We start from the raw sequence: 26,115 nt of genomic DNA on the forward strand, positions 1-26,115 counted from the left end.
CCGAGACACAATGCCCCCATGTAAAGCGGTTCCATGTTATACTCACGGTGATAGCTATAAGAAAGGATGAATAGCATGGCAGAACGTTCTTTGTATCATACCTATGTCCGCAACGAAAATGGTTTAGTCGGTGAAAGTTATGTCGAAGGTAATCAAGGCTTAGCGTTGGGTGTTTCTAGCTCCTTGATTGACGCCCCTGGGACCAACCCGGAGCAGTTCATTGCTTTTGCCTTGTCTACCTGTTTTAATGCGACCATCCGCATCGTGCAGCATCGCGAAGGCACTGCTGAAGATTCCCAGCTCCGTACTCGTGTAGACATCACCCGTGACAAGATTGGCTACAAATTCATCGTAGACGCACAAATCTTGATGCCGAGCCACACCCGCGAAGAAGCACAAAAGATTGTCACTCAGGCACTGGACGAATGCCCAGTTGCCAAACTTTTGAAAGAAAATGAAAATGTCAGCTTCCGCATCGTTGATGATTTCACAGACGAGCCAACGCTAGGCGAGTAAGTTATCAGCGCCACGACTTTTTCTCAAAGATAATAAAGAAGGTACCGGCGTTTAGGCTGATACCTTCTTTGTTTTTTCGTCAAGAAACGCGGTCACTCGACTATTGAACGCAACAATGCGCTAGCGTATGGACTAATTGGAGGTTGTTAAAATGTCAAAATCATCTTTGTGGGTCCGCCAACATCATCTTGTTTTGGCACTTAGCCTGCTACTGGGCAGTGTAGTTTTCCTTGCTATCGGTTTATGGGCAACGATTTTACTGTTGTTAACTGTCCAACCAACTGTTTCATTAATTCTCGTCCTGCTTGGCGGCTGGCTTGTACTTGGCGGGATCGCCGCCAGCGCCATCACCTTGTGGCAAATCATCTGTTCATCGCAGCAGGTCACCCGCGGCGTTCGTCGCTTGCAATGGCTCCTAGGCGGCATAACCATCATCATTGCTGCCATCAGCTTAACCTTCAGCTATCTATGGGCCGAAAGTGGCGATGCACCAGGATTAATCTTCATAGGCTTGTTTGTCGCTGCGATGCCATTTGCTTGTTGGGTGCTTGTTAGTGTGTGGCAATTAACCTTGAAGCAGCAAGCGTGAGAGCCTGTCTAGAATGAAATCAGGTGGCTTGGACTACTACAAGGACCAGCGCCGCAATAATGCTGTCGCAGTCGCAAAAGCCTGAATATAGGTGCTCCTGTTTGCGCTCATAAAAAAAGACCCAATCGGTTTCCCGATTGGATCTCCTTTAACGAACCAAGAATTAAAGCTTGGTAACGTTAGCAGCCTGAGGACCACGATCAGATTGTTCTACATCGTAGGAAACAGCCTGACCTTCGTCAAGACTCTTGTAGCCTTCGCCATTGATGGCGCTGAAATGTACAAAGACGTCTTGGCCGTCTTCACCAGTGATGAAGCCGTAACCCTTATCAGCATTGAACCATTTAACTGTACCTTTTTGCATGAAAATGAATCTCCTTTTCAAAACTAACAACAACAGACAACCGTAATCCTAAAAAGGAAATTCACGTAACATGATGTTTCCCGTTCAAGTATTACCATGTACAGAGTATAACACGTTCGGAAAAAAACACCTAATTATTTCGTGTTTTTTTCTAATTAATGTCTAAATATACCTACATGCCTTGATAATACATCGCGTCAGCCACTTTCAGAAAGCCGGCAATATTGGCGCCGGCCTCATAATCACCGGCCATACCATATTCAGCGGCAGCATCCGCGCTAGCTTTAAAAATATGCTGCATGATGTCATGCAGTTGGCCATCGACTTTTTCAAAACTGTCACTGAGGCGCCGCGAATTTTGACTCATCTCGAGTGCGGAAACGGCTACCCCGCCAGCATTGGCCGCTTTTGCCGGGCCGTACAAAATACCAGCATCAGTGTAGGCAGTGATGGCCTCTGGGTCACTCGGCATATTTGCACCTTCTACCACCGCGATGACGCCAGCAGCCTTAAAACGCGCAGCCTGAGTGCCGTCAATCTCATTTTGGGTAGCGCAAGGCAGAGCTAAATCATACTGAAGATCCGCGTCCCAAACCGAGCCTTCATAATAATGGGAGTCAGCAACCCGATCTGCGTAAGCTTTTATGCGCCCACGTTCCACTTCCTTAATCTGCTTAACGACCGCGACATCAATACCATTTTCGTCTACGATATAGCCGTTTGAATCAGAAACCGTGATCACCTTGACCCCAAGCTCCTCAGCTTTCTGCGTGGCGTAAATGGCGACATTCCCGGCGCCTGAAATCACCGCCCGCTTGCCAGCCAAAGATTCACCGTTGGCCTTCAATAACTCGTCTGTATAGTAAATCAAGCCATAACCGGTCGCCTCTGTCCGCGCCAGCGATCCGCCATAACTCAACCCCTTGCCAGTCAGAACGCCGCGTTGTGCGCCTTTAAGCCGCTTGTACTGACCATAAAGATAACCGATCTCGCGCGCACCCACGCCAATATCGCCCGCCGGCACATCTAAATCCGGTCCGATATACTTACTGAGTTCCGTCATAAAGCTTTGGCAAAAACGCATCACTTCAGCATCTGACTTACCTTTCGGATCAAAATCGGCGCCGCCTTTCGCCCCACCGATCGGCAATGTCGTCAGACTGTTTTTAAAGATTTGTTCAAAGCCCAAGAACTTGACGATGCTCAAATTCACGGAAGGATGCAGGCGCAAACCGCCTTTGTATGGTCCGATTGCCGAATTAAATTGGACGCGGAAGCCGCGATTGATCTGGATTTGGCCTTTATCGTCCTGCCACGGTATGGCAAATTGAATCGCTCGTTCTGGTTCAACGATGCGTCCGAGAATATTAGCTTTCATATATTCAGGATGTTTTTCGAGAACCGGTGTGATGGTTTTTAAAAAAGTTGATGCGGCTTCAAAAAATTCTGGTTGGTTCGGATCGCGTTGTTTGAGGGTTGTGAGAATGGACTGTACGTAAGATGCTGCTGACATGAGGAACCACCTTTCTGGAAGAAAATGTGACAAGCGTTGTTTCAAGACTAACAGAAAGATGGCAGTTTGATAAGAAAGTTATCTTGATATTAAAAATATTCCCAGTCGTTTATCAAGCCCTGCATGCAGACCTCTGTTACAATGAAATCGGATACATGCAACAGCTTTGGCGGCAATCGATTTTATGGCGCGTCGTAATCGGCTTCATGACTGCTCACTCTTAGTCGTTTGTCGCAGTTTTGGGTACCTGTCGTCAAGATCTTCATGAGGAGGAATTTGAGATGCGGAACAACGGCAATATTATTTTAATTGGTGATGGCGCGATTGGATCAAGTTATGCGTTCAACTGTCTCACCACCGGCGTCGGCCAGAGTCTTGGTATTATTGATGTTAACGAAAAACGCGTGCAAGGTGACGTCGAAGATCTTTCTGATGCCCTACCTTACACGTCACAGAAGAATATTTATGCGGCCAGCTATGAAGATTGCAAATATGCCGATATTATCGTCATCACAGCCGGAATTGCCCAAAAGCCAGGTCAGACACGCCTACAACTTTTGGCCATCAACGCAAAGATCATGAAAGAAATCACACATAACATTATGGCAAGCGGGTTCAATGGGTTTATTCTAGTCGCATCCAATCCAGTCGATGTCCTTGCCGAATTAGTCTTGCAAGAATCCGGCTTGCCACGTAATCAGGTGCTGGGATCAGGGACGGCGCTTGATTCAGCTCGCTTACGGTCTGAGATCGGTCTGCGTTATAACGTGGACGCCCGGATTGTGCACGGCTACATCATGGGTGAACACGGCGATTCTGAATTTCCAGTTTGGGACTACACCAACATTGGCGGCAAACCGATTCTTGATTGGATTCCTAAAGATCGCCAGGATAAAGATCTGCCTGATATTAGCGAGCGCGTCAAAACGGCTGCTTATGGCATCATTGAGAAAAAAGGTGCCACTTTCTACGGCATTGCTGCCTCATTAACCCGTTTAACCAGCGCCTTCTTGAATGATGATCGCGCAGCATTCGCAATGTCCGTCCATTTGGAAGGCGAATACGGCTTGTCAGGTGTTTCCATCGGTGTACCGGTAATCCTCGGCGCTAATGGCTTGGAACGCATCATTGAGCTGGATTTGAACCCAGAAGATCATAAGCGTTTAGCCGATTCTGCAGCTATTTTGAAAGAAAATCTGAAGAAGGCTCAAGAAGCTTAGGCTCGTCAGGTTAAGCGCTCAGCTTAACGGTGTCTCTCCAGACGAGTATCACTAAGCCACCGTACCAAAAAACCGCTGTCCGAGACCGCGCGTCACAACGCGGGCAATCTCAGGCAGCGGCTTTTTTAATCTTTTTCTTGTCCTAACGCAGCAGTTTCTTGCTCAACCGCTGATCCCTTTGTCAGAGCCGAGTGACGCATGCCGTACAGGAAGTAAATGGCACAGCCGATCAGGAACCAGACACCGGAATACAGTTTGGCTTGAATGTCGAGCCCAAGGAAAACGATAAGTGATCCCAGGAAGGCAACTGCTGGCAAAACTGGATACAGTGGCATCCGGAAGCGCGGTTTGGCGATATCTTGGCCTTCACGCGGACGCAATCGATAGATTCCCAGTGTCACGAACATAAAGGCTATCAAGGTGCCAGCCGAAATCAGTTGGGCCAAAAAGGCAAACGGGAAGAAAGCGCCGATCAAAACGCCGATGGTAATCAAAACAGCCAAGGCATGATTAGGCAGCTTACGACTGTTCAGCTTACCCAGTTTTTTCGGCAGCATGCCATCACGGCCAAAACTGTAAAGCAAGCGCGACCCAGCCATGGACATCCCGATCAAAGCCGTGAACATTCCTAAGACCGCAATGCTTTCAACCACAACGGCAATGACTGCATGGCCAGAATGACGCAATGCCCAGCCAACGGGCTCCGCGTTATTGGCATAATCCTGATATGGGAACATACCTAACAACACAAGACCAACCGAAACGAACAAGAACACTGCAATCAGTAACGAACCCAGAATACCGCGTGGCATCGTTTTCTCTGGGTCAATGGCTTCCGCAGAATTAGCAGCGATGGAATCAAAGCCAATATAAGCAAGGAAAATCATTGAAACTCCGGCATAGATCCCCTGCCAACCACCAAATGGTGTACCGTCAGCATTGAGATGATAAGCAGGAAAGAATGGATGGAAGTTTTCAGGGTGAATCGCAGTCAAGCCGACCACCAAGAAAAGCAGGATTGCCAGCACCTTCATGACAACCAAGATGTTTTCAACGCGCGCAGCACTTGATACCCCCCGCGACAATAACAAGCCGACCAGCACCATGACGACCACTGCAACGAGATCGACCATGCCACCATCGGTCCCAACCGGATTCGCCAAGGCTTTAGGAAAATTCACGCCAATGGTTGCCAGCAGCCCGCGGAAATTAGCTGAAAGTCCTGACGCCACAAACGCCACTGCGATAAAATATTCCGCCAATAAAGCCCAGCCGGCAATCCAGCCAAAAAATTCGCCGAAAACAACATTGATCCAAGAATAAGCCGAACCGGCAAATGGCATCGCCGCTGACATTTCCGCGTAGGCAAACGCAACCAGCCCTGCGACTATCGCGGCTACTAAGAAAGAAATCGACACAGCGGGACCAGCATGTTTTGCCGCCACCACCCCTGGTAATGTAAAAATCGAAGCCGACACAATCGTCCCGACCCCTAACGCAAGAAAATCGCGGACGCGTAAAACGCGCGGTAAATGTGAATCCTTATCTTCATAAACACTTGGATCTTCTTTTCTAATCAATCGTTGCCAAACTTGCCCCATCGGTAACCTCCATGGCACTGCTCATCAAGCAGTCAGTCTCTCACATATTTAAAAAACGTATGAGAAATAGGTTAGCACATTTCAGCTTGGCTGGAAAGCGTTGTGAGTTTAAAGACATTCGTTATTGTCTGATGTGAATTCAAAAACACTCGTTATCATTTTGTCTCAAATTAGCTGGACATAAAAAGAATCGCGAAAATTCGCGATTCTTTTGACTGAACTAAACTTGTTCACTTTCTTCAGCTTCATTAGCCTTTTCAGGTGTGACAACTTCTGCCGTTCCCTTGCCTGCCGCTTTGACCTTAGCTCGAATATCAACCGGATGTCCTTCACGGCGATCGTCGGCATACTCGGCAGTCGCAGTGAACAGCAAGTCAGACGCGGAGTTAACAGCCGTTTCAACCGAATCTTGAACCACGCCGATGATAAAACCGATACCGACAACCTGCATGGCAATATCATTTGAAATGCCAAACAATGAAGCCGCCATTGGAATTAACAACAGTGAGCCACCTGCGATCCCGGAAACCCCGGTAGCCGAGATGGCAGACAAGAAACATAGCAATAAGGCTAGGAAAATGCTGACATGTACCCCCATGGTATTGGCGGTTGCCAACGTCATGATCGACACCGTAATCGCTGCGCCACCAGAATTTGCCGAGCCACCAAGCGGAATTGAGATCGCATAACTTTCTTCATTTAATCCGAGATCTTTTGATGCCTTCAAGTTGATGGGAATATTGACAGCGCCGCTTCTTGTAAAGAATGCCGGAATACCACTGACTTTCAGCGTCCAAAAAGTCAACGGATACGGATTTTGCCGGGTCATCAACCAAACCATGAATGGGTACACGACTAAGTAAACAAATACCATCGTGGCAACCAGCAGCATGAGCAGCTGACCATATGCCATGACCCCTTTGACACCAGTTTTGCTCAAGGACTCGTGTAACAACCCGACAATCCCAAACGGTGCGAACTGAATGACATTTTGAGCGACAGCGCTGACAGTATCGGCCAATTCCGTGACCACCTTTTTGGTCACAGCACTGGTCAATCGTAAACCGGAACCGATCAGTAAGGACCAGAAAAGAATAGCTAGGTAATTACCTTCAACCAATGCAGAGATTGGATTGGCAACGGCATTGGTTAGTAAGCTCGTCACAACAGTCCCCAGATCTTTCGGTGCACTTTCGGCGATCTTCATCGCACCGGGCAACACCAATTTGATCGGAAAAAGATACGAGACCGCCACGGCAGCAATTGATGAAAACAACGTGGCACTGAGATAAAGCACAATGACGGTGCCAAAGTGGTTCTTCGCACCTGAGCGATACTTAGAGATCGCCGACATAATTAATAGAAAGACCAGTAGTGGCGCAATCGCTTTTAAAGCGCCAACGAATAATTTACCGAGAACATCAATAAAGGACCAGGAGGGCACCATTACCCCTAACACTGCCCCAACAATGATCCCAATGACAATTTTTAAGATCAACGAAACATCTTTGTACCGTTTATACATCTTGGCCCCTCCTTCATATAAAATTAACTTTCCATGAGAGCACTTCTTAGTTTGCCTTATTTTTACAACAACTGCAAGCAATTTAATTCAAATAGGATCACTTTTTAAAGCAAGGACAGGGAAATTGAATAACACGCTTAATTAAAAGTGCTTATCCACCATTGCCATGATTTGCTCATTTTTAACCAAGCGTTAGTACCATGTATCGTCATACGAGCACCTTGCTCTTCGGCATGCCTTGAAATCGAAAAAAGCACGATGTCCGCTGACATCGTGCTTTTTTAATCAATTGTTGCCGCTCACGCACACATGAAAACCGTACGTGTTGGTGAACACGCCATTATTCAACTGTTTTGCCTAAACGCTTTTTCTTTGGCGCCGTTTTTGCTTGATTGGCGTCAGCATCTTTATAACCAAAGAAGTAAACCAGTAGGAAGGCAGCCACAAGCGTCACAATGGAAGCAATCCAGAAATTCATTAAGTTATTGGGACTGTTTGCCCAAGCCGGCGCATCAAACGAGAAGAACCCGATGAAGCTACCGGTGAAGCCGAACATGTTAACCCCAAGCAGCCCATTGACCAGACCGCCGATTGCAGCGCCGATACTTGCAAAGATGAAGACCCGGCCATACTTCAGGTTAACCCCGTACATGGCTGGTTCGGTAATCCCGCAACAGGCACTGATAAAGGCTGAAAGCGACAAACCTTTCAGGGCTGGATTGTGTTTTGTCTTCACCCAAACTGCCAACGCACCGGCACCTTGTGCGATCATGGAGATCGAGACAATCCCGTTCAGAATTGATTCAGGATGTGCCGATGATAATTGTGCGGCGATAATCGGAATGACCGCCCAGTGCAGCCCGAAGATAACCAGCACCTGATAGAGACCGGCAATGATGGCACCTGAAATCATTGGGGTCAAATTCAGCAATGCTTGAATCCCTGATGTCAAAGCGCCTGATGCCACAGTGAGTAATGGTCCGACAACCAGAACAACAGTCATCCCAACCAAGAAGATTTCAACCAACGGACTGAAGATCATTCTAAGCACCAATGGCATCCAACTCTTGATCCACGGTTCGAGCTTCGCCGCCATCCACGCCGCAAAGATCATTGGAAAAATAGAATACGTGTAATTGGCAATGTGCACTGGCAAACCGAAGAAGTTGGCATTAATACTCATGCCTAGCAATGTGCCGCTGACTTTACCTGCTGTGGCGATTTGCGCAATAGAAGGATAGATCAGGAACGCGCCGATAATACCAACAATCACCGGATCAGAGCCAAGTTTTTGTGCCGCGGTGAAGCCAACAAGTATCGGTAGAAAGTAGAAGGTTGCGTCGCCCATCGCGTTAATAATTTCATAGGTCGGATTAGTCGTTGATAAACCGCCCCATTTTGTTAAGCCGAGCAAAATCCCTTTTAACATCCCGCTGGCAGCCAAAAGCCCAATAATCGGAATCATCGAGCCTGTGATTGTCCCAATTAGTGCCTGCAGCCCGTGTTTGATTCGGCCCATCGCACTGGTATCTTGAGCTTCTTGCTGAGTCTCCTGGATTGCCTGCGCCGTTCCTTCCGCGTTAGCATAACTGGGACCCAATTGTTTAATTGCTTCATCATAAACGTCAGTGACCGCTTGCCCAATGACGACCTGATACTGACCATTGCCATGCGCAACATCAATCACACCAGGAATATTTCTAACGGTGTCATCATCTGGTAACTGTTCATCCTTCAGATAAAAACGTAACCGCGTAATGCAATGAATCAGGCTATTCACATTCTGCGAACCACCAACATCGGCAATAATCTGCCGAGCGGTTGCGGCATATTTGCTTTCGTTCTTCGGCGCAGCAGCGGCTGTTGCGGCCATTGGCTTTGGCGTCATCACGGCAACTTCTTCACCGCGGTTCACTTCACCAGCATTGACGTCGAGATGATCGAGGACTTCTTTGCTATTGGTAATCGCAACAATGACGGTTGTCTTTTTCCCAGCTTTCTTAATTGCGTCCAAATCCATCGATCCGATGAGATCACCTGCTTTGACACGGGCATCCATAGCCGTATCAATTTCGAACGGTGCGCCTTTCAGCTCGACTGTGTCGATTCCCAAATGAACCAATAATTCTGCGCCGTTATCGGCTTTGATGCCAATCGCATGTTTGGTGTCCGCGATCATCATAATCCGCCCGTCAACTGGTGCGGCAATCTGACCATCAGTCGGATCGATGCCAAAACCGTCACCCATCATTTTCTGTGAAAAAACCGGATCAGAAACATCGGTAATTGCCATGGCCAAGCCGGAGACCGGTGCCATGAGCTGCAACTTTTTCGTATCTGCCATTTCTTGTTCCCCCTTTTATCAACACGCTTGCTGGCACGAAAACCCAGCTGCGCTTTGTCTTAAGTGCCTTCTTCTAGCGAACCAGCCAAATCACGCTTTCTGCAATAACCCAATCGTCACGTATGGCGGCAATGTCATGGTTGCGGTTGGCGTCAATGTAGCTTCGTTCGTGATTAATACTTTTGCAGTTTGAAACTTTTCGGGTAGCGGTACGGTCATTGTCTTGTCGCTGAAATTATTCAGCACCAGCAATTGTTGTGTGCCATATGTTCTTATATAGGCATACAACCGATCAATTTCAGTTCCAAACGGCGTGTAGCTACCGTCACTGATCACTGGATACTGTTTACGCAATGCGATCAGCTGCTGATAAAATTTAAAAATTTCACCATGTGCAAGCTCAGCCTGCACATTAATTGCAGCTTGATTTGTTGGTCGCAACCAAGGCGTGCCAGTGGTAAAGCCTGCATGGTCCGAGGCATCCCATTGCATTGGCGTTCGGCTATTATCTCGGGCTTTCGCCAAAATAATGCCGAATGCTTCTTTTTCAGACATGCCTTTTCCCAGCAGTGCTGCATAAGCATTCTTAGCTTCCACATCCACATAATCTGCCATGCTGGTGTAAACAGGATCAGTCATCCCAATCTCCTCGCCCATATAGATATAAGGTGTGCCGCGGCTCAAATGAATCGCTGCTGCCAGCAATTCTGCGCTTTTAACCCGATATTGCCCGACATCGCCAAATCGATTGATGGCCCGCGGTTGATCGTGGTTGTTCCAAAACAGTGCCTGCCAACCACCACCTTGATCAAGTCCCTGACCCCAAGTGTGGAGAATATCGCGCAAGGCGTTGAAATCATATGGCACCTTGCTCCACTTTTCACCGTTCTTGTAGTCTGTTTTAAGATGATGGAATTGAAAAACCATTGAAAGTTCATGGTTGTCCGGTTTGGTATAAGCAATCGAATTGGCAATTGTGGTGGAACTCATTTCGCCAACCGTCACACGATTATCATCTTGACCGAAGCTGTTTGCTGCCAGCTCCTTCAAATAGTCCTGAACAATCGGTGTATCGGTATACAACGTTTTGCTGGCCACACTTGGCGGTGCATCAACAAGCTTATCGGCTTTACCAATAACATTGAGAACATCGAACCGAAAACCATGGACACCTTTTGCTCGCCAAAAATTGATAATGGCAGCAGCTTCTTGTCGAACCGCTGGATTGTGCCAATTCAAATCTGCTTGGCGCCGTTCATATAAATGCAAATAATAATTGCCTGTATCGCCAAACGGTGCCCAAGCTGGGCCGCCAAACTTGCTTTCCCAATTTGTTGGCAAACTGCCATCCGGCTTTGGTGGTCGAATGTAATAGTATGCCTGATAATGTTTGTCACCTGCTAAAGCCTTTTGAAACCAAGCATGCTCTGTGCTGGTATGGTTCAGCACCATGTCCAGCATGATGTCGATACCTGCCGCTTTAAGTTTTTTGGCCAACTCGTCAAAATCGGCCATGGTCCCAAAGCGTGGATCAATTTGACGATAATCTGCGACGTCATAACCATTGTCATACTGCGGTGAAACAAAAAATGGATTAAACCAAATCATGTCGACATGTAATGACTTGAGGTAATCGATCTTGTCGATAATGCCGCGCAGATCGCCAACCCCATCGCCATTGCTGTCATAAAAAGACTTGGGGTATAGCTGATAAATGACTTTATTATGAAATCCCATGGTGACTCCCTTTCCTGAAAAGCGTTTGCTGAGCTTGAGACCTAAACACAAAGGCTTTCAAAACCACTTAAATTTTGAGTCTCAACATATCAGATCACGCTATGCTTGAAACGCGTTCGTAGGCGCAGAAACCTGCTCACGCTCTATGGTCTTGTACGCCGGGCGAAGTCGTGGAACTTGAAGCGATCTGCCCGGTGCCGTGACTCTGTGTATTGAAATTTTCTAGTGTCTGCCAAACTACTGCAACTGCGAACAACTACAACCATGGCGCCCTCAGGAAGATTTAGATAACGACGATCTTCTTCAGTTGCCGTTTCAACCGTAATCTCTTTTGTGGCATAAGCAATTTCCAAGCCAATTTGTCCTTCGAGATACGCATACAACGAATCCCTTGCCACCGACTCCGGAATCGGCGGCACGACTCTTGGATCCAAATAATCGATATCAATGATATCCGGCTCTTTTTCCAAGTAACGCACTCGCTTCAGCAAACGCATCTGCTTGACTTCAACATCCGGATCAACATCTTTAAAGGACTTGGCCGGAAGTGCGGCAAAATGATTGGCCAACACCACGGTTCTTGTCTGCAAGTGAAGCTGCTTAGCCAATTCGGCATAACTGACGACACCTGACACCGGGAAGACATATTCTTGGCGATTGATCACGATTGATCCTCTGCCTTTCTGCGATTGAATGAAGCCATCATCTTTGAGCAGCCGCAAAGCTTTACGTACCGTGTCGCGCGATGCCTGATACATATCCTGCAGCGTATTCTCGCTCGGCAATAATGAACCAGTCGTATAAATTTCGGCCTCGATCTTATCTTTCAAATCCTGATAGATCACATCATACTTCCGCATGCCTTCTCCTCCAGAAATCGCTTTCACTTGCAAACTTTATTTTACCTGTACGTACAGGTATGTCAACTAATAATGTTTAAACGCTTTTAAATACTTCGCGTTATGAATCATTAATGTTGATATACCGGGATTTTAGCGTGCAAAAAAAATCCATACATCTGTATGGATTTTTCCAGAGCTTATTCATTTATAAACTTCATTGTTATAGACCAATACAACCGTCAATTTCCCCATTCATTCGTTGATCACGAGCAGCCTTTTTCGAGGCTGTCACAGTATTAGCCAATCAATGTTGCCTTTCGAGTGAATCCGTCACCTTTTCATCACGAGCCACAACGCTGAACTGCCGGCGAATGCGAATCGAGAGAATAAAAGCAACCAATTCAAGCGCAACGAAGAAAATCAAACTGTAAGTATAGCTGTGGAAGTATTGATCGCTAAGGCTAAGCAGGGTCGGTCCAACAACTCCAGCAACTGCCCACGCCGTCAAGACATAGCCGTGAATAGCACCTAACTGTTTCGTACCAAAAACGTCGCCAAGGTAGGCCGGAATGACAGAGAACCCTGCACCGTAGCAGGACATGATCAGGCATAAGGCGATCCCGAAGAGCAATGGTGAGCTGAACACCAGAATGCCGGCCAACATAGCGACATCCACCGTAAAAATCAGTGTGTACGTCAGCGGACGGCCAATCAGATCCGAGAGTGTTGCCCAAGCCAGTCGACCAAAACCGTTAAACAAACCTACGACCCCGACCATCATCGCTGCCGTAGCCGCAGACATGCCGGTTTGCTGTTGCGCCATCGGTGACGCAACAGCAACCAGTCCGATCCCACAGGTAATGTTGATGAAAAACATCAGCCACAGGTAGCGGAATGAACGCGTTTTGACTGCCTGGTTTGCTGTCATGGCAGTACCGGTCAAACTGACACTTTTAGCAATATCAGCAGCAGGAACCTCACCCGGACGCGGCTTCCGGATAACCTGCGCTGCTGTGAGCATAATAAGTAAATATGCGGTGCCGAGCACATACATCGTTGGCACCAGTCCAATCCCAGCAATCAAGTTCTGAGCAATCGGACCGGTCAGCATCGCAGCAAAACCGAAGCCCATAATGGCCATGCCGGTTGCGAGCCCGCGCTTGTCTGGAAACCAAGCAATGATGGTTGAAACCGGGGTCACGTAACCCGCACCTAATCCCAAACCACCAACAACACCATACCCAATGTAAAGTAACGGCAAAGACTCAAGTTGCACCGCCAGTCCTGTCAACAGAATGCCAGAGCCATATAGCAACGCCGCAACTGTCCCTGTCAGTCGCGGACCAAATCGCTCAACCAGCCGACCCATAAAGGCGGCGCTCATCCCCAAGAAGAAGATCGCGATACTAAACGCAACTGTCACCGATGACAACGCCCAACCGGTTTGTTTGGCAATCGGTCCCGTGAAAACACTCCATGCATACACGGAACCAATCATCAGGTGAAGCAAAATGCCGCCGATAGCGACCAGATATCTACGCTTACTCATTCGTTACCTCCATCATCCCAATATTTATCAGAACCGTCCTACCCATTGTTCTGATATAAAAAGGATAACATATATTATTGAGGCTAGGAAGCCATTGCAACCGTTTCACAAACGAATAAAAATAAAAAAGACTCCGATTTTATTCGGAATCTTTTTACAAGTTATTCAAACACCATTTGATTGTGGTAAAGCTCGGCATAGAAGCCATTTTGCGCGAGTAATTGCTCATGACTCCCTTCCTCAATGATGTTGCCATCACGCAAGACAACGATTTTGTCGGCATTCAAAATGGTCTTTAACCGATGGGCAATGACAAAACTCGTTCGCCCTTGAATGACGTTATCCATTGCCGCTTGAATTTTGGCTTCCGTAACGGTATCAACATTACTTGTCGCCTCATCGAGAATTAACAACCGCGGATTGGTCAAAATAGTTCGCGCAATCGACATCAACTGCTTTTGTCCTGCCGAGAAAACACTTTGTTCATCTGAAACAAAGGTATCGTAGCCTTCTGGCAAGCTCACGATGAAATCGTGGATGTTAGCCTGTTTGGCCGCTGCTTCCACCCGCGCCTGATCAGCATCGGGATCGCCGAAGCGAATATTATCGCGAATTGTGCCGGAAAAGAGTTGCGGGTCTTGCAAGACAATACCGACATTTTGTCGTAATGAGGCGAGCTTGAATTCGCGAACGTCGACGCCGTCAAATGTAATCGCCCCCGAGTCAACATCATAGAAGCGATTCAGCAAATTCATAACCGTTGTTTTACCGCTACCGGTTGGGCCAACCAAGGCAACCATTTCGCCCTTATCCACCTTGATGGTCACGCCATGCAAAATTTCTTTGCCAGGGATATAGCTAAAATGAACATTGTCGATCAGTAACTCATGCTTGAGTCCGTCAAGCGTTTTCCCTTCTGGCGGATCCACTTCATCAGGTTGCTCCCGCACTTCAGTAATCCGTCGGGCGCCAGTGATGGCCAGCTGAATCATGTTGAATAGACTGGTCAACTGGACAATTGGCTGATAATACTGCTGCGCATAATTGACGAACACAACTACCAAGGCCAGCGCCGCGCCTTGACTCAAAGAACCATTCAGTGCCAACCAAGAACCAGCAAAAATGACAATCGCGGTGTTCAACAATGACAAGCCCATCAACAATGGATTTAAAATACCGCTCCAGATCTGGCCGCGCAGGTTGGACTTACGCACCGCCGCATTATACGGCTGGAAACCGGCGACACTTTCCTGTTGCAAGCCATTAGTGATCAACATTTTTTGGCCTGTAATCTGCTCGTTGATATAACCGTTTAGGCGGCCAATATCATCTTGTTGGCGATCAACCGAGACACTCGCTTGATGCATGACGAAGGCCGACAGCCCAATTGCAACGGGTGTCGATGCCATTGTGATCCAGGCCAACGTCGCATTTTGGGTGAACATCATCCAGATAATCCCGATAAACTGGGCACCGCTTAAGAAGATTTCAATCAACGCCTGATTCATGGCGTTGAAAATATTATCCAGATCACTTGTAAACCGCGATAAAATATCGCCGTCACTGTGACTGTCGAAATAATTCACTTTCATCCGTTGCATTTTTCGGAATAATCCGACCCGCATGGTACCAGTCGAGTAACCACTGATTTTAGACAACAATAAGCTTGAGATAAGGATGCTAGTGGCATCAATGATGTAAAGCAAGACGAAAATCGCCAAGGTATGGTTAAATGTCGTAAATGTTGCTTGTGCCCTAGTTGCTGGGTTCATCCACTGCTGCACATAGGTTGCCAGTTCTTCGATCGCTCGTCCCATGTAAGTCGGTGCGACCACAATTGCCCAGGTAGAGATGCCAACCAAAATCGTCGTGATCAAAAACTCAATCCAATAAGGTTTCAGATAATGCGCATAAAATTTACCTGCATTTTTCAAGTCTTTCATTTAATCACACCCCCTCTTCCAATGCCTTTTGGGTGGCATAGATCTCTCGGTAAACATCGTTATGTTGAACTAAATCATGATGTGTGCCACTGCCGACTAAACGGCCTTCATCAAGCACTAAGATACGATCTGCCTTGATGATAGAACTGATCTTTTCGGCAATGATAATCGTCGTCGTATCACCCAGCTCGTGTGCCAGTGCCTCTTGAACCAATTTCTCTGAATGGGCATCTAAAGCCGAGGTCGCATCATCCAAAATCAAAATTTTCGGCTGGCCGATCACGCCACGGGTAATTGACAGACGCTGCTTTTGACCACCGGAAAAGTTAGAGGATCGCTCCTCAACTTCGGCGTTGTAAGTGCGTGGCAAGCGTTCAATAAATTCAGCCGACTGAGCTATTCTTGCCGCCCAGCGCATCGCATCTAGATTGACGTTAGGATTCCCCTGCTGCAAGTTTTCCGCAATTGTACCGGAAAAAAGCGTTGATCGCTGCAAGACGAAGCCAACCGTTTTCCGCAAATCGGCTTCGGTGACAGCACGGACATCGTGACCGCCAACCTTGACAATCCCGGTATCTGGATCAAACAGTCTGGGAATCAACTGTGCCAATGTGGTTTTACCACTACCAGTTGCGCCAACAATACCGATCATTTCACCAGATTTCACCTTGAAACTGATGTCAGAAATGGTTGGCTTTTCATCACCAGGATAGGTGAACGTCACGTCATCAAATTCAACCGCGCCATCTAAGTCACGGTGCGGGCCAGAGACGAATGTCATACTCGGCTTTGTGTCCATGACTTCTTGAATACGTTTGAGTGAAACCAACGCACGTGAAGCAAATGTCAACATGAAGCCACCATTGATAATGGCAAACAGAATCTGCATCAAATAGTTAATAAAGCTTGTAATTGCCGCCAGATTGCTAGGATGACTAGTAATGTCCTGTCCGATCAGCCAAATACTACCAGCCATGGCTAAATTAGCCACAAGGAAGAACGCCGGCATTAGTAGGGCGAACAAGTTCCCGATCTTGACGCTGACATCCCGCATTTCATCACTGGACTCAGCAAATGTCTTGATCTGATTCGCGCCTTGAACAAACGACTTCACCACGCGCATGCCCATCAGATTTTCTCGGGCTAACGTGTTGACGCGCTCAATTAATTGTTGCATCCGGCCAAAGTATTTGCCCATATGACTGAACGAGAAAAAGCTGACGCCAAAAACTAAAATCATCATCACCGCAATAACCCACCACAATTCGGGCAGTGTCATGATCGCGAGAATGACCGCGCCAACGAATAAAATCGGGATTCGCGTGACTTGTTGAAAGAAGCCCATGATGATTTGCTGAACTTGATTGATATCGTTGGTCATTCGAACAACCAAGTTCGATGGCGAAAACTTTTCAACATCCGCGTACGCCAAACTCTGAATCTTAGCATATTCGTCTGCACGCAAATCCGTTGCCACACCCAGCGCAACCCGCGCCGCGTAAATCGTGTTGACGATCCCGCCAATAATCCCGATGATCGCCAGTCCGATCAAATACAGACCATTAATCCAGACTGTCTGCTTATCATTTTTCATGATGGCATTCATGATTACCTGCAACAAATGCGGCTGCCACAACGTTGCAAAGGCCACAATCAAAATCGCCAAAACCGACCAGATCACGTCCCACCGATATTTTTTGATGTACGGAAACAATACCCTCATGATGTCTTTCTCCTTCTATAACTTGTTTTAATAGCTTACCGCAATTTGGAAAACAAGTCAGTGAAAAAGTTTAAGAGCGTGAGCCACCCCGCTTAGAAACCGGAGTGTAAGCGGCCTTGGACGTGATGGCTGGGCTTTGGCCATTGCGTCCAAGGTCCTTACACGCAGGTTTCTGGGGTGGTGATCGCGTTTAAGAGCGTGAGCAGGCGCGTTTAGAAACCGGAGCATAAGCGGCAGCAAGTGCGATGACCGCACTTTGGTCATTGTGCTTGAGGTCCTTATGTGCAGGTTTCTGCGCCTGTGATCGCGTTTCGAAGCAGAGCGTGAGCCACCCCTCTTAGAAGCCGGAGCATAGGGCAACAAAGCCTACATTTAGCTTTCTATGCCGAGTTGGCTACGCGGCGATTCGGGGTGGCGACCGCGAAGCTAGCGCACTGGGCACGACTTCAAGCCCGCAAAACCCGCGGTCTTGAAGCTCGGCCTTTGTCTAGGCGGAGAAAACCACTCCGCCTAGACAAATTTCAGTGCTGAGCCCATCGCCGCTCCGCCAGTTCTCTTCTTTTAGTTCAAGCGTTTAAATCGTCTGCTGTTGCCGCGAAAAAAGGGTTCGCAGTCGCACTTCGCTACGCCGAACTAACCGCTACTTCTCACGCTCTTCGAACAAAGTTCTTGACAATAACAAGCTTCGTCAGTAAACTAGCCTCAACATTGAAATGCGGAAAGATGAGTAGTTGTTAGTTTTTTGCTTAGAGAGTGTCCATTTGGTGAAAGGACATCAAGAAACGGCAGCGAATATGGTCTTGGTGATGCAGGAACGCTGAGCGATTGCGAGGCGGTCATGGGGACGCCCATTATTGCGTTAGGTCTCACAGCTATTTGCTGTCGGACTGATTGAGGAAAGTCGTGTGAACGGCTTTCAAACCAAGGTGGTACCACGGTAAGCCGTCCTTGGCGCAGACAATTTGTCTGCGCTGAGGGCGGCTTTTTTGACATTCACGATTTTCTCGCTAAACATCTTTCGTGAACCCAAACAAGCACCGCACCTTTCCGCAACTAAATTTCCGCTATAACGCGTTTGTCAGACCAGCAACCGGTCTGGCTCGCGCTCACTAACTGAGGAGGATTTCTTTATGACAACAACAATCATCGGCTACCCACGCATTGGCGAACATCGCGAGCTTAAATTTGCGACCCAGAAGTATTTCAAACATCAAATCACAGCACAGGAATTACAGGAACAAGTGAAAGCCCTGCGGCAGCATAATTGGGAAACTGTTCAAGCGGCTAGCATTAACCAGATTCCGACTGGCGATTTTTCCTTCTTCGATAACACCTTGGATGTTGCCAACTTGTTGAATATCGTGCCAAAGCGATATCAAGCGCTGGGTCTGTCGCCGCTGGACACCTATTTTGCCCAGGCGCGCGGTTATCAAGGCGAGGCTGGTGATGTCAAAGCTTTGGCAATGAAAAAATGGTTCAACACCAACTATCATTATCTGGTTCCTGAATTCGATCAGGACACACAAATTAAAGTGACAGACTGGCAACTATTTGACCAGTTTGAAGAAGCAAAAGCATTAGGTATCAATGCGCGCCCGACCTTGGTTGGTCCATACACGTTACTAAAGCTGTCACGGTTCATTGATGTCACCCCAGATGATTTTGTAGCAGACTTAATTGCTGCATACACCGACATTATCGGACGCTTGCATGCTGCTGGTGCTGAGTGGATTCAGGTGGACGAGCCGGCCTTGGTCTATGACCAGACGGACGCTGACCTCGCCTTGTTCGAACGGCTGTACACCCCACTTCTGGCTCAAAAGCAAAGCGCCAAAGTGTTAGTCCAAACGTATTTTGGCGACTTGACCGACTCATTTGATCGCATCAGTAAGTTGCCATTTGACGGTTTTGGCCTTGATTTTGTTGAAGGCCATGCCAACCTTGATCTTCTGAAAACGCAAGGCTTCCCTGCAGGCGCAACTCTTTTTGCCGGTATCATTAATGGCAAGAACATCTGGCGCACACATTATGCCGATGCCTTAGCAACCATTAAAACGCTGGCAAAGATCACAGATAAGCTGGTGTTAAGCACCTCAACCTCCTTGTTGCATGTGCCATACACCTTACGCAATGAAACTCATTTAAAGCCTGAGGAAAAACAATACCTCGCATTTGCTGAAGAAAAGCTCAGTGAACTGCACGAATTGGATGCTATCTTCGAAACCGATGCTGATCACAAAGCCTATCAAGCCAACGTCGCTTTGTTCAGCAAGCCCCGGTACGCAGAAAATAAGGCATTGAATGAAAAGATTGCTGCCTTAACTCCGGCCGACTACACGCGGACGCCGGAACGGAAAACCCGGTTGGCGATTCAAGCTAAGGCGTTCAAGCTGCCGCTATTGCCAACAACAACGATCGGCTCGTTCCCGCAAACCGCTGAAGTACGACGCAATCGGGCAAAACTTCGCCGGCATGAAATCACTGAAGAACAATACACCGCCTTCAATCACAAAGAAGAAATCGAATGGATCAGATTCCAAGAGGAAATCGGCCTTGATGTTCTTGTTCATGGTGAATTCGAACGAAATGACATGGTTGAATATTTTGGTGAAAACTTTGGCGGTTTCCGCTTCACGGACAACGGCTGGGTGCAAAGTTATGGTACGCGCGGTGTGAAACCACCCATTATCTGGGGTGATGTTTATCGCACCAAGCCAATCACCGTTGCTGAAACTGTCTTTGCCCAAAGTCAAACCGACCACCTCGTTAAGGGGATGCTCACCGGTCCAGTCACCATCTACAACTGGTCCTTCCCGCGTGAAGATCTGAGCCAAAAGACGAGCGTTGAACAAATTGCATTGGCTTTGGAAGATGAAGTACTTGATCTTGAAAAGCATGGCATCAAGATTATCCAAATCGACGAACCGGCTTTGCGAGAAAACTTGCCGTTGCGCAAGAAAGATTGGTACCCGAAGTATCTCGATTGGGCAGTACCAGCTTTTCGGTTAGTCGGCAGCAAGGTCAAGCCTGAAACACAGATTCACACCCATATGTGCTATTCGCAGTTCGGTGATATCATCAAGGCGATTGACGACCTCGATGCCGATGTCATCTCGTTTGAAGCGGCCCGTTCCGACTTCAGTCTCTTGGACATCCTTAAGGCAACCCATTTTCAGACTCATGTTGGTCCTGGTGTTTATGACATCCATTCCCCACGGATTCCTTCAAAGGACGAAATTGTGCACATCATCCACGAAATTCTGAAACGTCTGCCTGCCGATCATGTTTGGATCAATCCTGACTGTGGCCTCAAGACTCGTGATGTCCCAGAAACCAAGGCCAGCCTCATCAACATGGTGGCAGCGGCTAAACAAGTACGTAAGGAACTCACTCATGAAAATCAACCAGTGCTTTAAAGATCATCAAGTCATCTCATTTGAAGTTTTCCCCCCGCGCAAAAATGCGAGCAATATTGCTTTGACTCCGATTCTCAACACCCTCGATGCGGTCAAAGAAGCCGATCCTGACTTCGTTTCCGTAACCTTCGGCGCCAATGGCAACAAGCCTCACATGGGGACACTCGAAGTTGCCAAACTGATTAAAGATGAGTTTGATATGGAACCCGTGGCCCATCTGCCAGCCGCTCAACTCACCCGAGAACAGGTAGATGCAGAACTGCGCGGTTTTCAAGATGCTGGCATTGATAACATCCTTGCTTTACGCGGTGACATACCCAAAAGCGGCCGCGTTAGTAACGATTTTCCCTATGCCTGTGATCTGATCGAACACATTCACCAAGTCGGCGACTTCAACGTAGTAGCAGCCTGCTATCCAGAAAAGCATCCTGAATCTCCTGATGTGGTCAGTGATATTCACCATCTCAAAGAAAAAGTCGACTCCGGCGCAAGCCAACTGATCAGTCAACTTTTCTTCGACAATCAGGTTTTTTATCGATTTCGCGAACGAGCACAATTAGCCGGGATCAACGTGCCTATCGAAGCCGGCATTATGCCAGTGATCAATGAACACCAGATCGAACGGATGGCCACCATGGCCGGTGTCAACTTGCCACCAAAATTTGTCGCAATGATGCAGCATTTTTCTGGCAATAAAGAAGCGATGCGTGATGCTGGTATTGCCTACGCGATTGATCAAATTGTCGATTTGCTGGTGCATGGCGTTGATGGGATCCATATCTACACGATGGACAATCCAACCGTCGTCAAGCGCATTGCTGCTGCGACTCAGACGATTCGGAATGCTTAATTCAGCTTGATTCTTTCTATTAAATGGTCACGGCCCGATGCCGGGGCCATTTTGTTTGAGGCCACTTATGCTCCGGTTTCTAAACGTGCCTGTTCGCGCTCTTGTTGACAAGACACCTAAAATTGCGCATTCTCATTATTAACAACTATCTTTTCAGAAAGGATTCGTGCTGTGAACACAAAAAGTCTGATCATCAGTCAAGATCTTTGTGGTGTGGGTCAAGTCTCGATGAGCGTGGCGCTGCCGTTAGCGGCTGGGCTGGGGTTGACGCCGTATGTTTTGCCTACCGCACTGCTGTCTAGTCACACTGGCGGACTAGGCGTCAATACTTATCTTGATCTTAGCTCCGAAATGCCGGGGATTCTCAAGCACTGGCAACAACTGCAACTGCAGCCTGATGGCATTTACCTTGGTTATCTTGGTCAAAAGGCGGCCGGCCAATGGGATCGTTGGCTGCCTAAATTTCATGCCCCGCTCGTGTTGATCGATCCCGTCATGGCAGATAACGGCAAACTTTACAAGGGATTTGATGCTGCTTATGTGGCGACCATGCAACAGTTGGCGCATCGGGCAACTGTCTTGACGCCCAACATCACCGAAGCTCAGCTGCTTTTGGATGAAAAGCCAACAACGCTCACCGATCCTTCTGCCGTCACGGCTTTGGCGAAACGCCTGCATGCCCAATTTGACAGCGCCGTTCTCATCACCGGCGTGCCTTTTCACAAACAAATTGCGGTGGTCGGCATCGATGCATCCGGTACCACGCTGGCCTTGGCTCAGCCAAAAGAAACGGGCCATTATTTTGGCACTGGCGATCTTTTTGCTGCTGCCTTGGCGACGGGTTTGTTAAAAGGCCAAAACTTGCGGCAAGCGGCCGCAACTGGCATGGTTGCCGCCCGGCTTGCGATCAAGGCCACGCTTGCCACTGATGCCGATCCAAAGTACGGCCTGAATCTGACTGGCGTCATTCCTGCGCTAAGCAAACAACTGCCATAAACTGCCACATACCGTGCATTACTATCAATATTTTGGAGGCGATTACGATGCAAACATCCCATAATACGTTAAAGAATATTATTTTCACCGGTCTATTTGCTGCCATTATCTTCATTGGCATTTCACTCTTACGGATTCCAATTCCGGCAATGGTTGGTCGGCCATTCATCCACTTTGGTAATCCTTTAATGGTGCTTGCCATTCTTTTCCTAGGTGGCCGCTTAGGTGGTTTGGCCGCTGTCATCGGTTTGGGCGGGTTTGATCTGCTGAACGGCTATGCGGCTACCTCATGGTTGACTGCCCTTGAAGCCATTGTGATGGCCATCGTTGTCAGCGCTTTGGTCAAAGCCTTTAAGCATAACGATCAACCGCGCAATATCATCATAATTGGTATTCTCGCAGGCCTGACAAAAATCGTCACTTCTTATCTCACTGGGGTTGTTGAGGCGCTCATGGTCGGTAGCGTTTTCAAGGCAGCCGTGGTCGGTGCCTTCCTGAGTTTGCCTGCCACCGTGATCAATTCAATTGCAACGGCCATTATCGTACCAGTATTATATTTTATTCTTCGGCCACTCTTTCGTCGGTTCACAAACTGACCGATTTTTCGTTTTTTATTTGGCTCTCGTTTGGCCTAGTCCATTAAATTAGCGAACCTCTTAACATCACGTTGTCTCTCGTGATGTTTTTTATTGTCGCCAAAAAGCGTTATTCAAAAGTTGTTTCTCTATACAACAATAATCTTTTCTGTCATAATCGGCCCAAAGAAGTATGCAGACAAGCGCGTTTCATTTCTTGCTGACACCTTTTTAGACGCGTACCTACTCAACCCTACAAGAGGAGGCCTATCATGGCAGAACCAATCGTAACACTCAGCCACATCCAGAAAAGTTTCGGATCCAAGGAGGTTTTAAAAGATCTCAACTTTACGATTACTCCAGGAAGCATTGTTGGTTACATCGGTCCTAATGGCGCAGGGAAAAGCACGACAGTTAAAATGATGCTCGGTTTGATGCAACCAGACGGCGGCACCATTGAGCTGTTTGGTCAGCCAATCAAACCCAACGACCCGAGTTATAAACGGCGGATTGGCTATGTGCCTGAAAGTGCCGACGTGTTTGACGCCTTGACTGCTCGTGAATATTTAAGCTTGATTGGCCAACTTTACGGACTCAGCGCTGCCGATGCTGAACAAAAGGCCTTTGCACTGGCGGATCTTGTGAATTTGCGGGAGGCTTTTGATCGGCGCATTTCATCATATTCAAAGGGGATGCGCCAACTGATTTTGATTATCGCCAGCCTGCTACACAATCCCGACATTCTTTTTTGGGACGAGCCGTTAAACGGCCTGGATGCCAACACCGTGCTTGTCATTGAAGAAGTGCTACAGGATTTGCGGGATCGTGGTAAAACCATTTTTTATTCCAGCCATATTCTCGATGTTGTTCAGAAGTTGTCAGACCGCATCATCGTGCTAAATGACGGTATGGTTGTTGCTGACGGCCCCTTCAAGTCCATTGCCAAGGAAGCCGACACCAACCTGCAACAGCTCTTCAACGATCTAACCGGCTTTGCCGAACACGGTCAAAAGGCACAAAGTTTCGTGGATATCGTGACTGGCGGTGAATCCCATGAAACTATTTAAAAAGACGTCCCTAGACACCGCTGATCCAACTGATACAGCCGCGTTGCCTTTGCCGAAAGCATTTGCATGGCTCGCGCGCTTTAGGCCCTTATTGGAAAAACGTGGTATTCAGTTTGATCAATTGCGGCTAATCCTTGCGACTAAGGGTCTCTTGGCCGCTCGTGAATCTAGCGGCTTAGGCAGTATGTTCAATAAACGCAAACGTGGTCAAGATGCGAGCATCAAAACCGCCTTTTTATGGAATCTCTTCTTTGGCCTGATTTTAGGGCTGCTTATGTTTCTCCCGACCTCAATTCTCACGACCTTTACCCTTTTCATGACGATTCAACTACTTACGAGTTTTCTCGCTATTTTGACCACTTACTCAAGCCTGATTCTTGACCCGCGTGACCGGAGTGTTTTTGCCTCCCGAGGCGTCAATGATCAAACGTTAAGTTTTGCGCGGTTGATCAATATTTGCTTCTATCTGGGCATGACGTTGCTGGCAATGGGCGGGCCTGGACTCGTCATGGCCGGTATCCATTATGGCCCAATCGTGGCACTTGGCGGTCTCATCGGTTTGCTGCTGAGCGGCGTGTTAAGTCTGGTCATGGCGCTTTTTGTTTACTTGCTAGTCTTACGCTTTTTTGATGGCGAACGATTGCGCAACATGCTGAATTTAGTGCAGATCTTACTGATGATTGGTATCTACGTTGGTGGTCAGCTGCCTAACTTGCTGCCGCGTTCCATGTCGCTTTTCGGCATGTCCATCAGCGGTCAGTTTAATTGGCTTTTCTTACCAGCTGTCCCCGCTTGGTTCGTTGGTCTGCCCATGTTGTTTGCAGGACAGGTAACGGTATTAAGTCTGACGCTCACCGCGTTAAGTGTCGTCGTCCCGATCGCCTTGACCCTCGTCTTTCTACATTTTTCTGGTGTGTTTGAAGCCTATCTAGAAAAATTGAACCAAGGCGATGCCCGCACGCGTAAACTTGGTTGGTGGTTCCGCGGCGTGAGTGCCCTGCTGACTCGTCCTGGTGAAGAACGGACATATTTCACTTTAGGGTGGCGTGTGCTAGGCAGCGAACGCGATTATAAACTGCGGGTCTATCCGCAGTTGGCTTATGGCATTATTCTACCGCTGATCTTTGTTGGCGGTGGACTGCGCGACATGCCATTTAGCTCGGCGAAGCATTTTATTGCCTACGCTGGCATCGGTGTCATTGTGGCGTTGGCTCCCGCTTTGGTTAATCTGCGGTTTTCGAGTCAACCTCAAGCCATGGCAATTTTCCAGTATGTGCCTTTTACGACCCACGGCTTGCTACTGCGCGGGGTAGTCAAGGCCATGTTCGCCCGATTATTCTTACCACCGCTATTGTTCATTACCATTTTGACCACTGCGCTTGGCGGCTTTGATGCCTTATTGGCCGGCATTGCCGTAATCATTTTCACCTATGGCATGACGTTAATGATGGGATGGCCGCTGGTTGGCAGTCAATTTCCATTTGCTAGTGTGTATTCAGCTAATGCTAACTTTAGTGGTGGCGCACTTGGCTTTGCTAGTATCTTTTTTGGCGTCATCATCGCCATGATTGTGATCGGCATCGGCGGGTTCCTCGGTGGTTGGCTTTTCCCGCTCGGTCTCATTGTCTTAGGATTAACGCTAGGCATGCTGCTTGGGCATTTCTATCGAACCAACCTGCGCTACGAATTAAAAATTAAGACGACTCAGGAATAGGTCAAAAAGGCAGTTATTCTTCAATGAATGG

General features: G+C 47.9%; 19 protein-coding genes. 9 read left to right on the top strand and 10 right to left on the bottom strand.

What is annotated here, in order from left to right; genetic code table 11:
* The first annotated feature begins 75 nt into the window (after positions 1-75).
* Both ACWPAB_RS05850 and ACWPAB_RS05855 read left to right on the top strand, forming a co-directional pair.
* The gene (locus ACWPAB_RS05850) at positions 76-516 is read left to right on the top strand and encodes an OsmC family protein (protein ID WP_003563625.1); all 441 of its coding nucleotides are present in this window, start codon (positions 76-78) and stop codon (positions 514-516) included.
* Between the two features lie 151 nt (positions 517-667).
* Positions 668-1,105 carry a hypothetical protein gene (locus ACWPAB_RS05855; RefSeq protein WP_003587315.1) on the top strand — a complete coding sequence of 146 codons (438 nt, stop codon included), beginning with the start codon at positions 668-670 and terminating at the stop codon, positions 1,103-1,105.
* A gap of 163 nt (positions 1,106-1,268) precedes the next feature.
* Here ACWPAB_RS05855 and ACWPAB_RS05860 read toward each other — a convergent pair whose 3' ends face one another.
* Positions 1,269-1,469 (bottom strand): cold-shock protein, encoded by a 201-nt coding sequence (locus ACWPAB_RS05860; protein ID WP_003563620.1) that lies wholly within the window; start codon positions 1,467-1,469, stop codon positions 1,269-1,271.
* A gap of 172 nt (positions 1,470-1,641) precedes the next feature.
* On the bottom strand, positions 1,642-2,982 hold the full coding sequence (gene gdhA / locus ACWPAB_RS05865; protein WP_016381661.1) for an NADP-specific glutamate dehydrogenase: 1,341 nt from the start codon (positions 2,980-2,982) through the stop codon (positions 1,642-1,644).
* A 281-nt stretch (positions 2,983-3,263) separates the two neighbouring features.
* On the opposite strand from gdhA, the gene ACWPAB_RS05870 reads away from it, so the two are divergent.
* The gene (locus ACWPAB_RS05870; RefSeq protein WP_003563599.1) at positions 3,264-4,202 is read left to right on the top strand and encodes an L-lactate dehydrogenase; all 939 of its coding nucleotides are present in this window, start codon (positions 3,264-3,266) and stop codon (positions 4,200-4,202) included.
* Positions 4,203-4,327: 125 nt separating this feature from the next.
* Here ACWPAB_RS05870 and ACWPAB_RS05875 read toward each other — a convergent pair whose 3' ends face one another.
* From ACWPAB_RS05875 to ACWPAB_RS05910, 8 genes are all read right to left on the bottom strand, one after another.
* Positions 4,328-5,803: an APC family permease gene (locus ACWPAB_RS05875; protein ID WP_003583616.1), complete on the bottom strand. Its 1,476-nt coding sequence runs from the start codon at positions 5,801-5,803 to the stop codon at positions 4,328-4,330.
* Positions 5,804-6,023: 220 nt separating this feature from the next.
* Positions 6,024-7,328 carry a serine/threonine transporter SstT gene (sstT, locus tag ACWPAB_RS05880; protein WP_003563595.1) on the bottom strand — a complete coding sequence of 435 codons (1,305 nt, stop codon included), beginning with the start codon at positions 7,326-7,328 and terminating at the stop codon, positions 6,024-6,026.
* Positions 7,329-7,668: 340 nt separating this feature from the next.
* Entirely contained in the window at positions 7,669-9,672 is a 2,004-nt protein-coding gene (locus tag ACWPAB_RS05885; protein WP_003587311.1) for a glucose PTS transporter subunit IIA, read from the bottom strand.
* 90 nt (positions 9,673-9,762) lie between these two features.
* Entirely contained in the window at positions 9,763-11,409 is a 1,647-nt protein-coding gene (treC, locus tag ACWPAB_RS05890) for an alpha,alpha-phosphotrehalase (RefSeq protein ID WP_016381659.1), read from the bottom strand.
* A gap of 143 nt (positions 11,410-11,552) precedes the next feature.
* Positions 11,553-12,269 carry a trehalose operon repressor gene (gene treR, locus ACWPAB_RS05895; protein ID WP_003587307.1) on the bottom strand — a complete coding sequence of 239 codons (717 nt, stop codon included), beginning with the start codon at positions 12,267-12,269 and terminating at the stop codon, positions 11,553-11,555.
* Positions 12,270-12,555: 286 nt separating this feature from the next.
* Positions 12,556-13,800, bottom strand: a complete 1,245-nt coding sequence (locus ACWPAB_RS05900) for an L-lactate MFS transporter (protein ID WP_003573843.1) — start codon at positions 13,798-13,800, stop codon at positions 12,556-12,558.
* A 161-nt stretch (positions 13,801-13,961) separates the two neighbouring features.
* The gene (locus tag ACWPAB_RS05905; protein WP_003563585.1) at positions 13,962-15,743 is read right to left on the bottom strand and encodes an ABC transporter ATP-binding protein; all 1,782 of its coding nucleotides are present in this window, start codon (positions 15,741-15,743) and stop codon (positions 13,962-13,964) included.
* A gap of 4 nt (positions 15,744-15,747) precedes the next feature.
* Entirely contained in the window at positions 15,748-17,466 is a 1,719-nt protein-coding gene (locus tag ACWPAB_RS05910) for an ABC transporter ATP-binding protein (protein WP_003573839.1), read from the bottom strand.
* A gap of 1,130 nt (positions 17,467-18,596) precedes the next feature.
* On the opposite strand from ACWPAB_RS05910, the gene metE reads away from it, so the two are divergent.
* The 6 genes from metE (at position 18,597) to ACWPAB_RS05940 (ending at position 26,084) form a co-directional block, all read left to right on the top strand.
* Positions 18,597-20,882: a 5-methyltetrahydropteroyltriglutamate--homocysteine S-methyltransferase gene (gene metE, locus ACWPAB_RS05915; protein WP_003590103.1), complete on the top strand. Its 2,286-nt coding sequence runs from the start codon at positions 18,597-18,599 to the stop codon at positions 20,880-20,882.
* Positions 20,860-21,732, top strand: coding sequence for a methylenetetrahydrofolate reductase [NAD(P)H] (gene metF, locus ACWPAB_RS05920; protein WP_003563579.1), 873 nt, complete (start codon positions 20,860-20,862; stop codon positions 21,730-21,732). The genes metE and metF overlap by 23 nt, the downstream gene beginning before the upstream one ends.
* 171 nt (positions 21,733-21,903) lie before the next feature.
* Positions 21,904-22,728, top strand: coding sequence for a PfkB family carbohydrate kinase (locus ACWPAB_RS05925; protein WP_003587298.1), 825 nt, complete (start codon positions 21,904-21,906; stop codon positions 22,726-22,728).
* Between the two features lie 47 nt (positions 22,729-22,775).
* The gene (locus ACWPAB_RS05930; RefSeq protein ID WP_003563576.1) at positions 22,776-23,324 is read left to right on the top strand and encodes an ECF transporter S component; all 549 of its coding nucleotides are present in this window, start codon (positions 22,776-22,778) and stop codon (positions 23,322-23,324) included.
* Between the two features lie 251 nt (positions 23,325-23,575).
* On the top strand, positions 23,576-24,370 hold the full coding sequence (locus ACWPAB_RS05935) for an ABC transporter ATP-binding protein (protein ID WP_003563574.1): 795 nt from the start codon (positions 23,576-23,578) through the stop codon (positions 24,368-24,370).
* Complete coding sequence (locus ACWPAB_RS05940) at positions 24,357-26,084, top strand: hypothetical protein (protein ID WP_003587295.1); 1,728 nt, start codon at positions 24,357-24,359, stop codon at positions 26,082-26,084. Before ACWPAB_RS05935 ends, ACWPAB_RS05940 begins: the two co-directional genes overlap by 14 nt.
* Positions 26,085-26,115 lie beyond the last annotated feature (31 nt).

It is taken from the genome of Lacticaseibacillus sp. 30, from assembly GCF_053819265.1.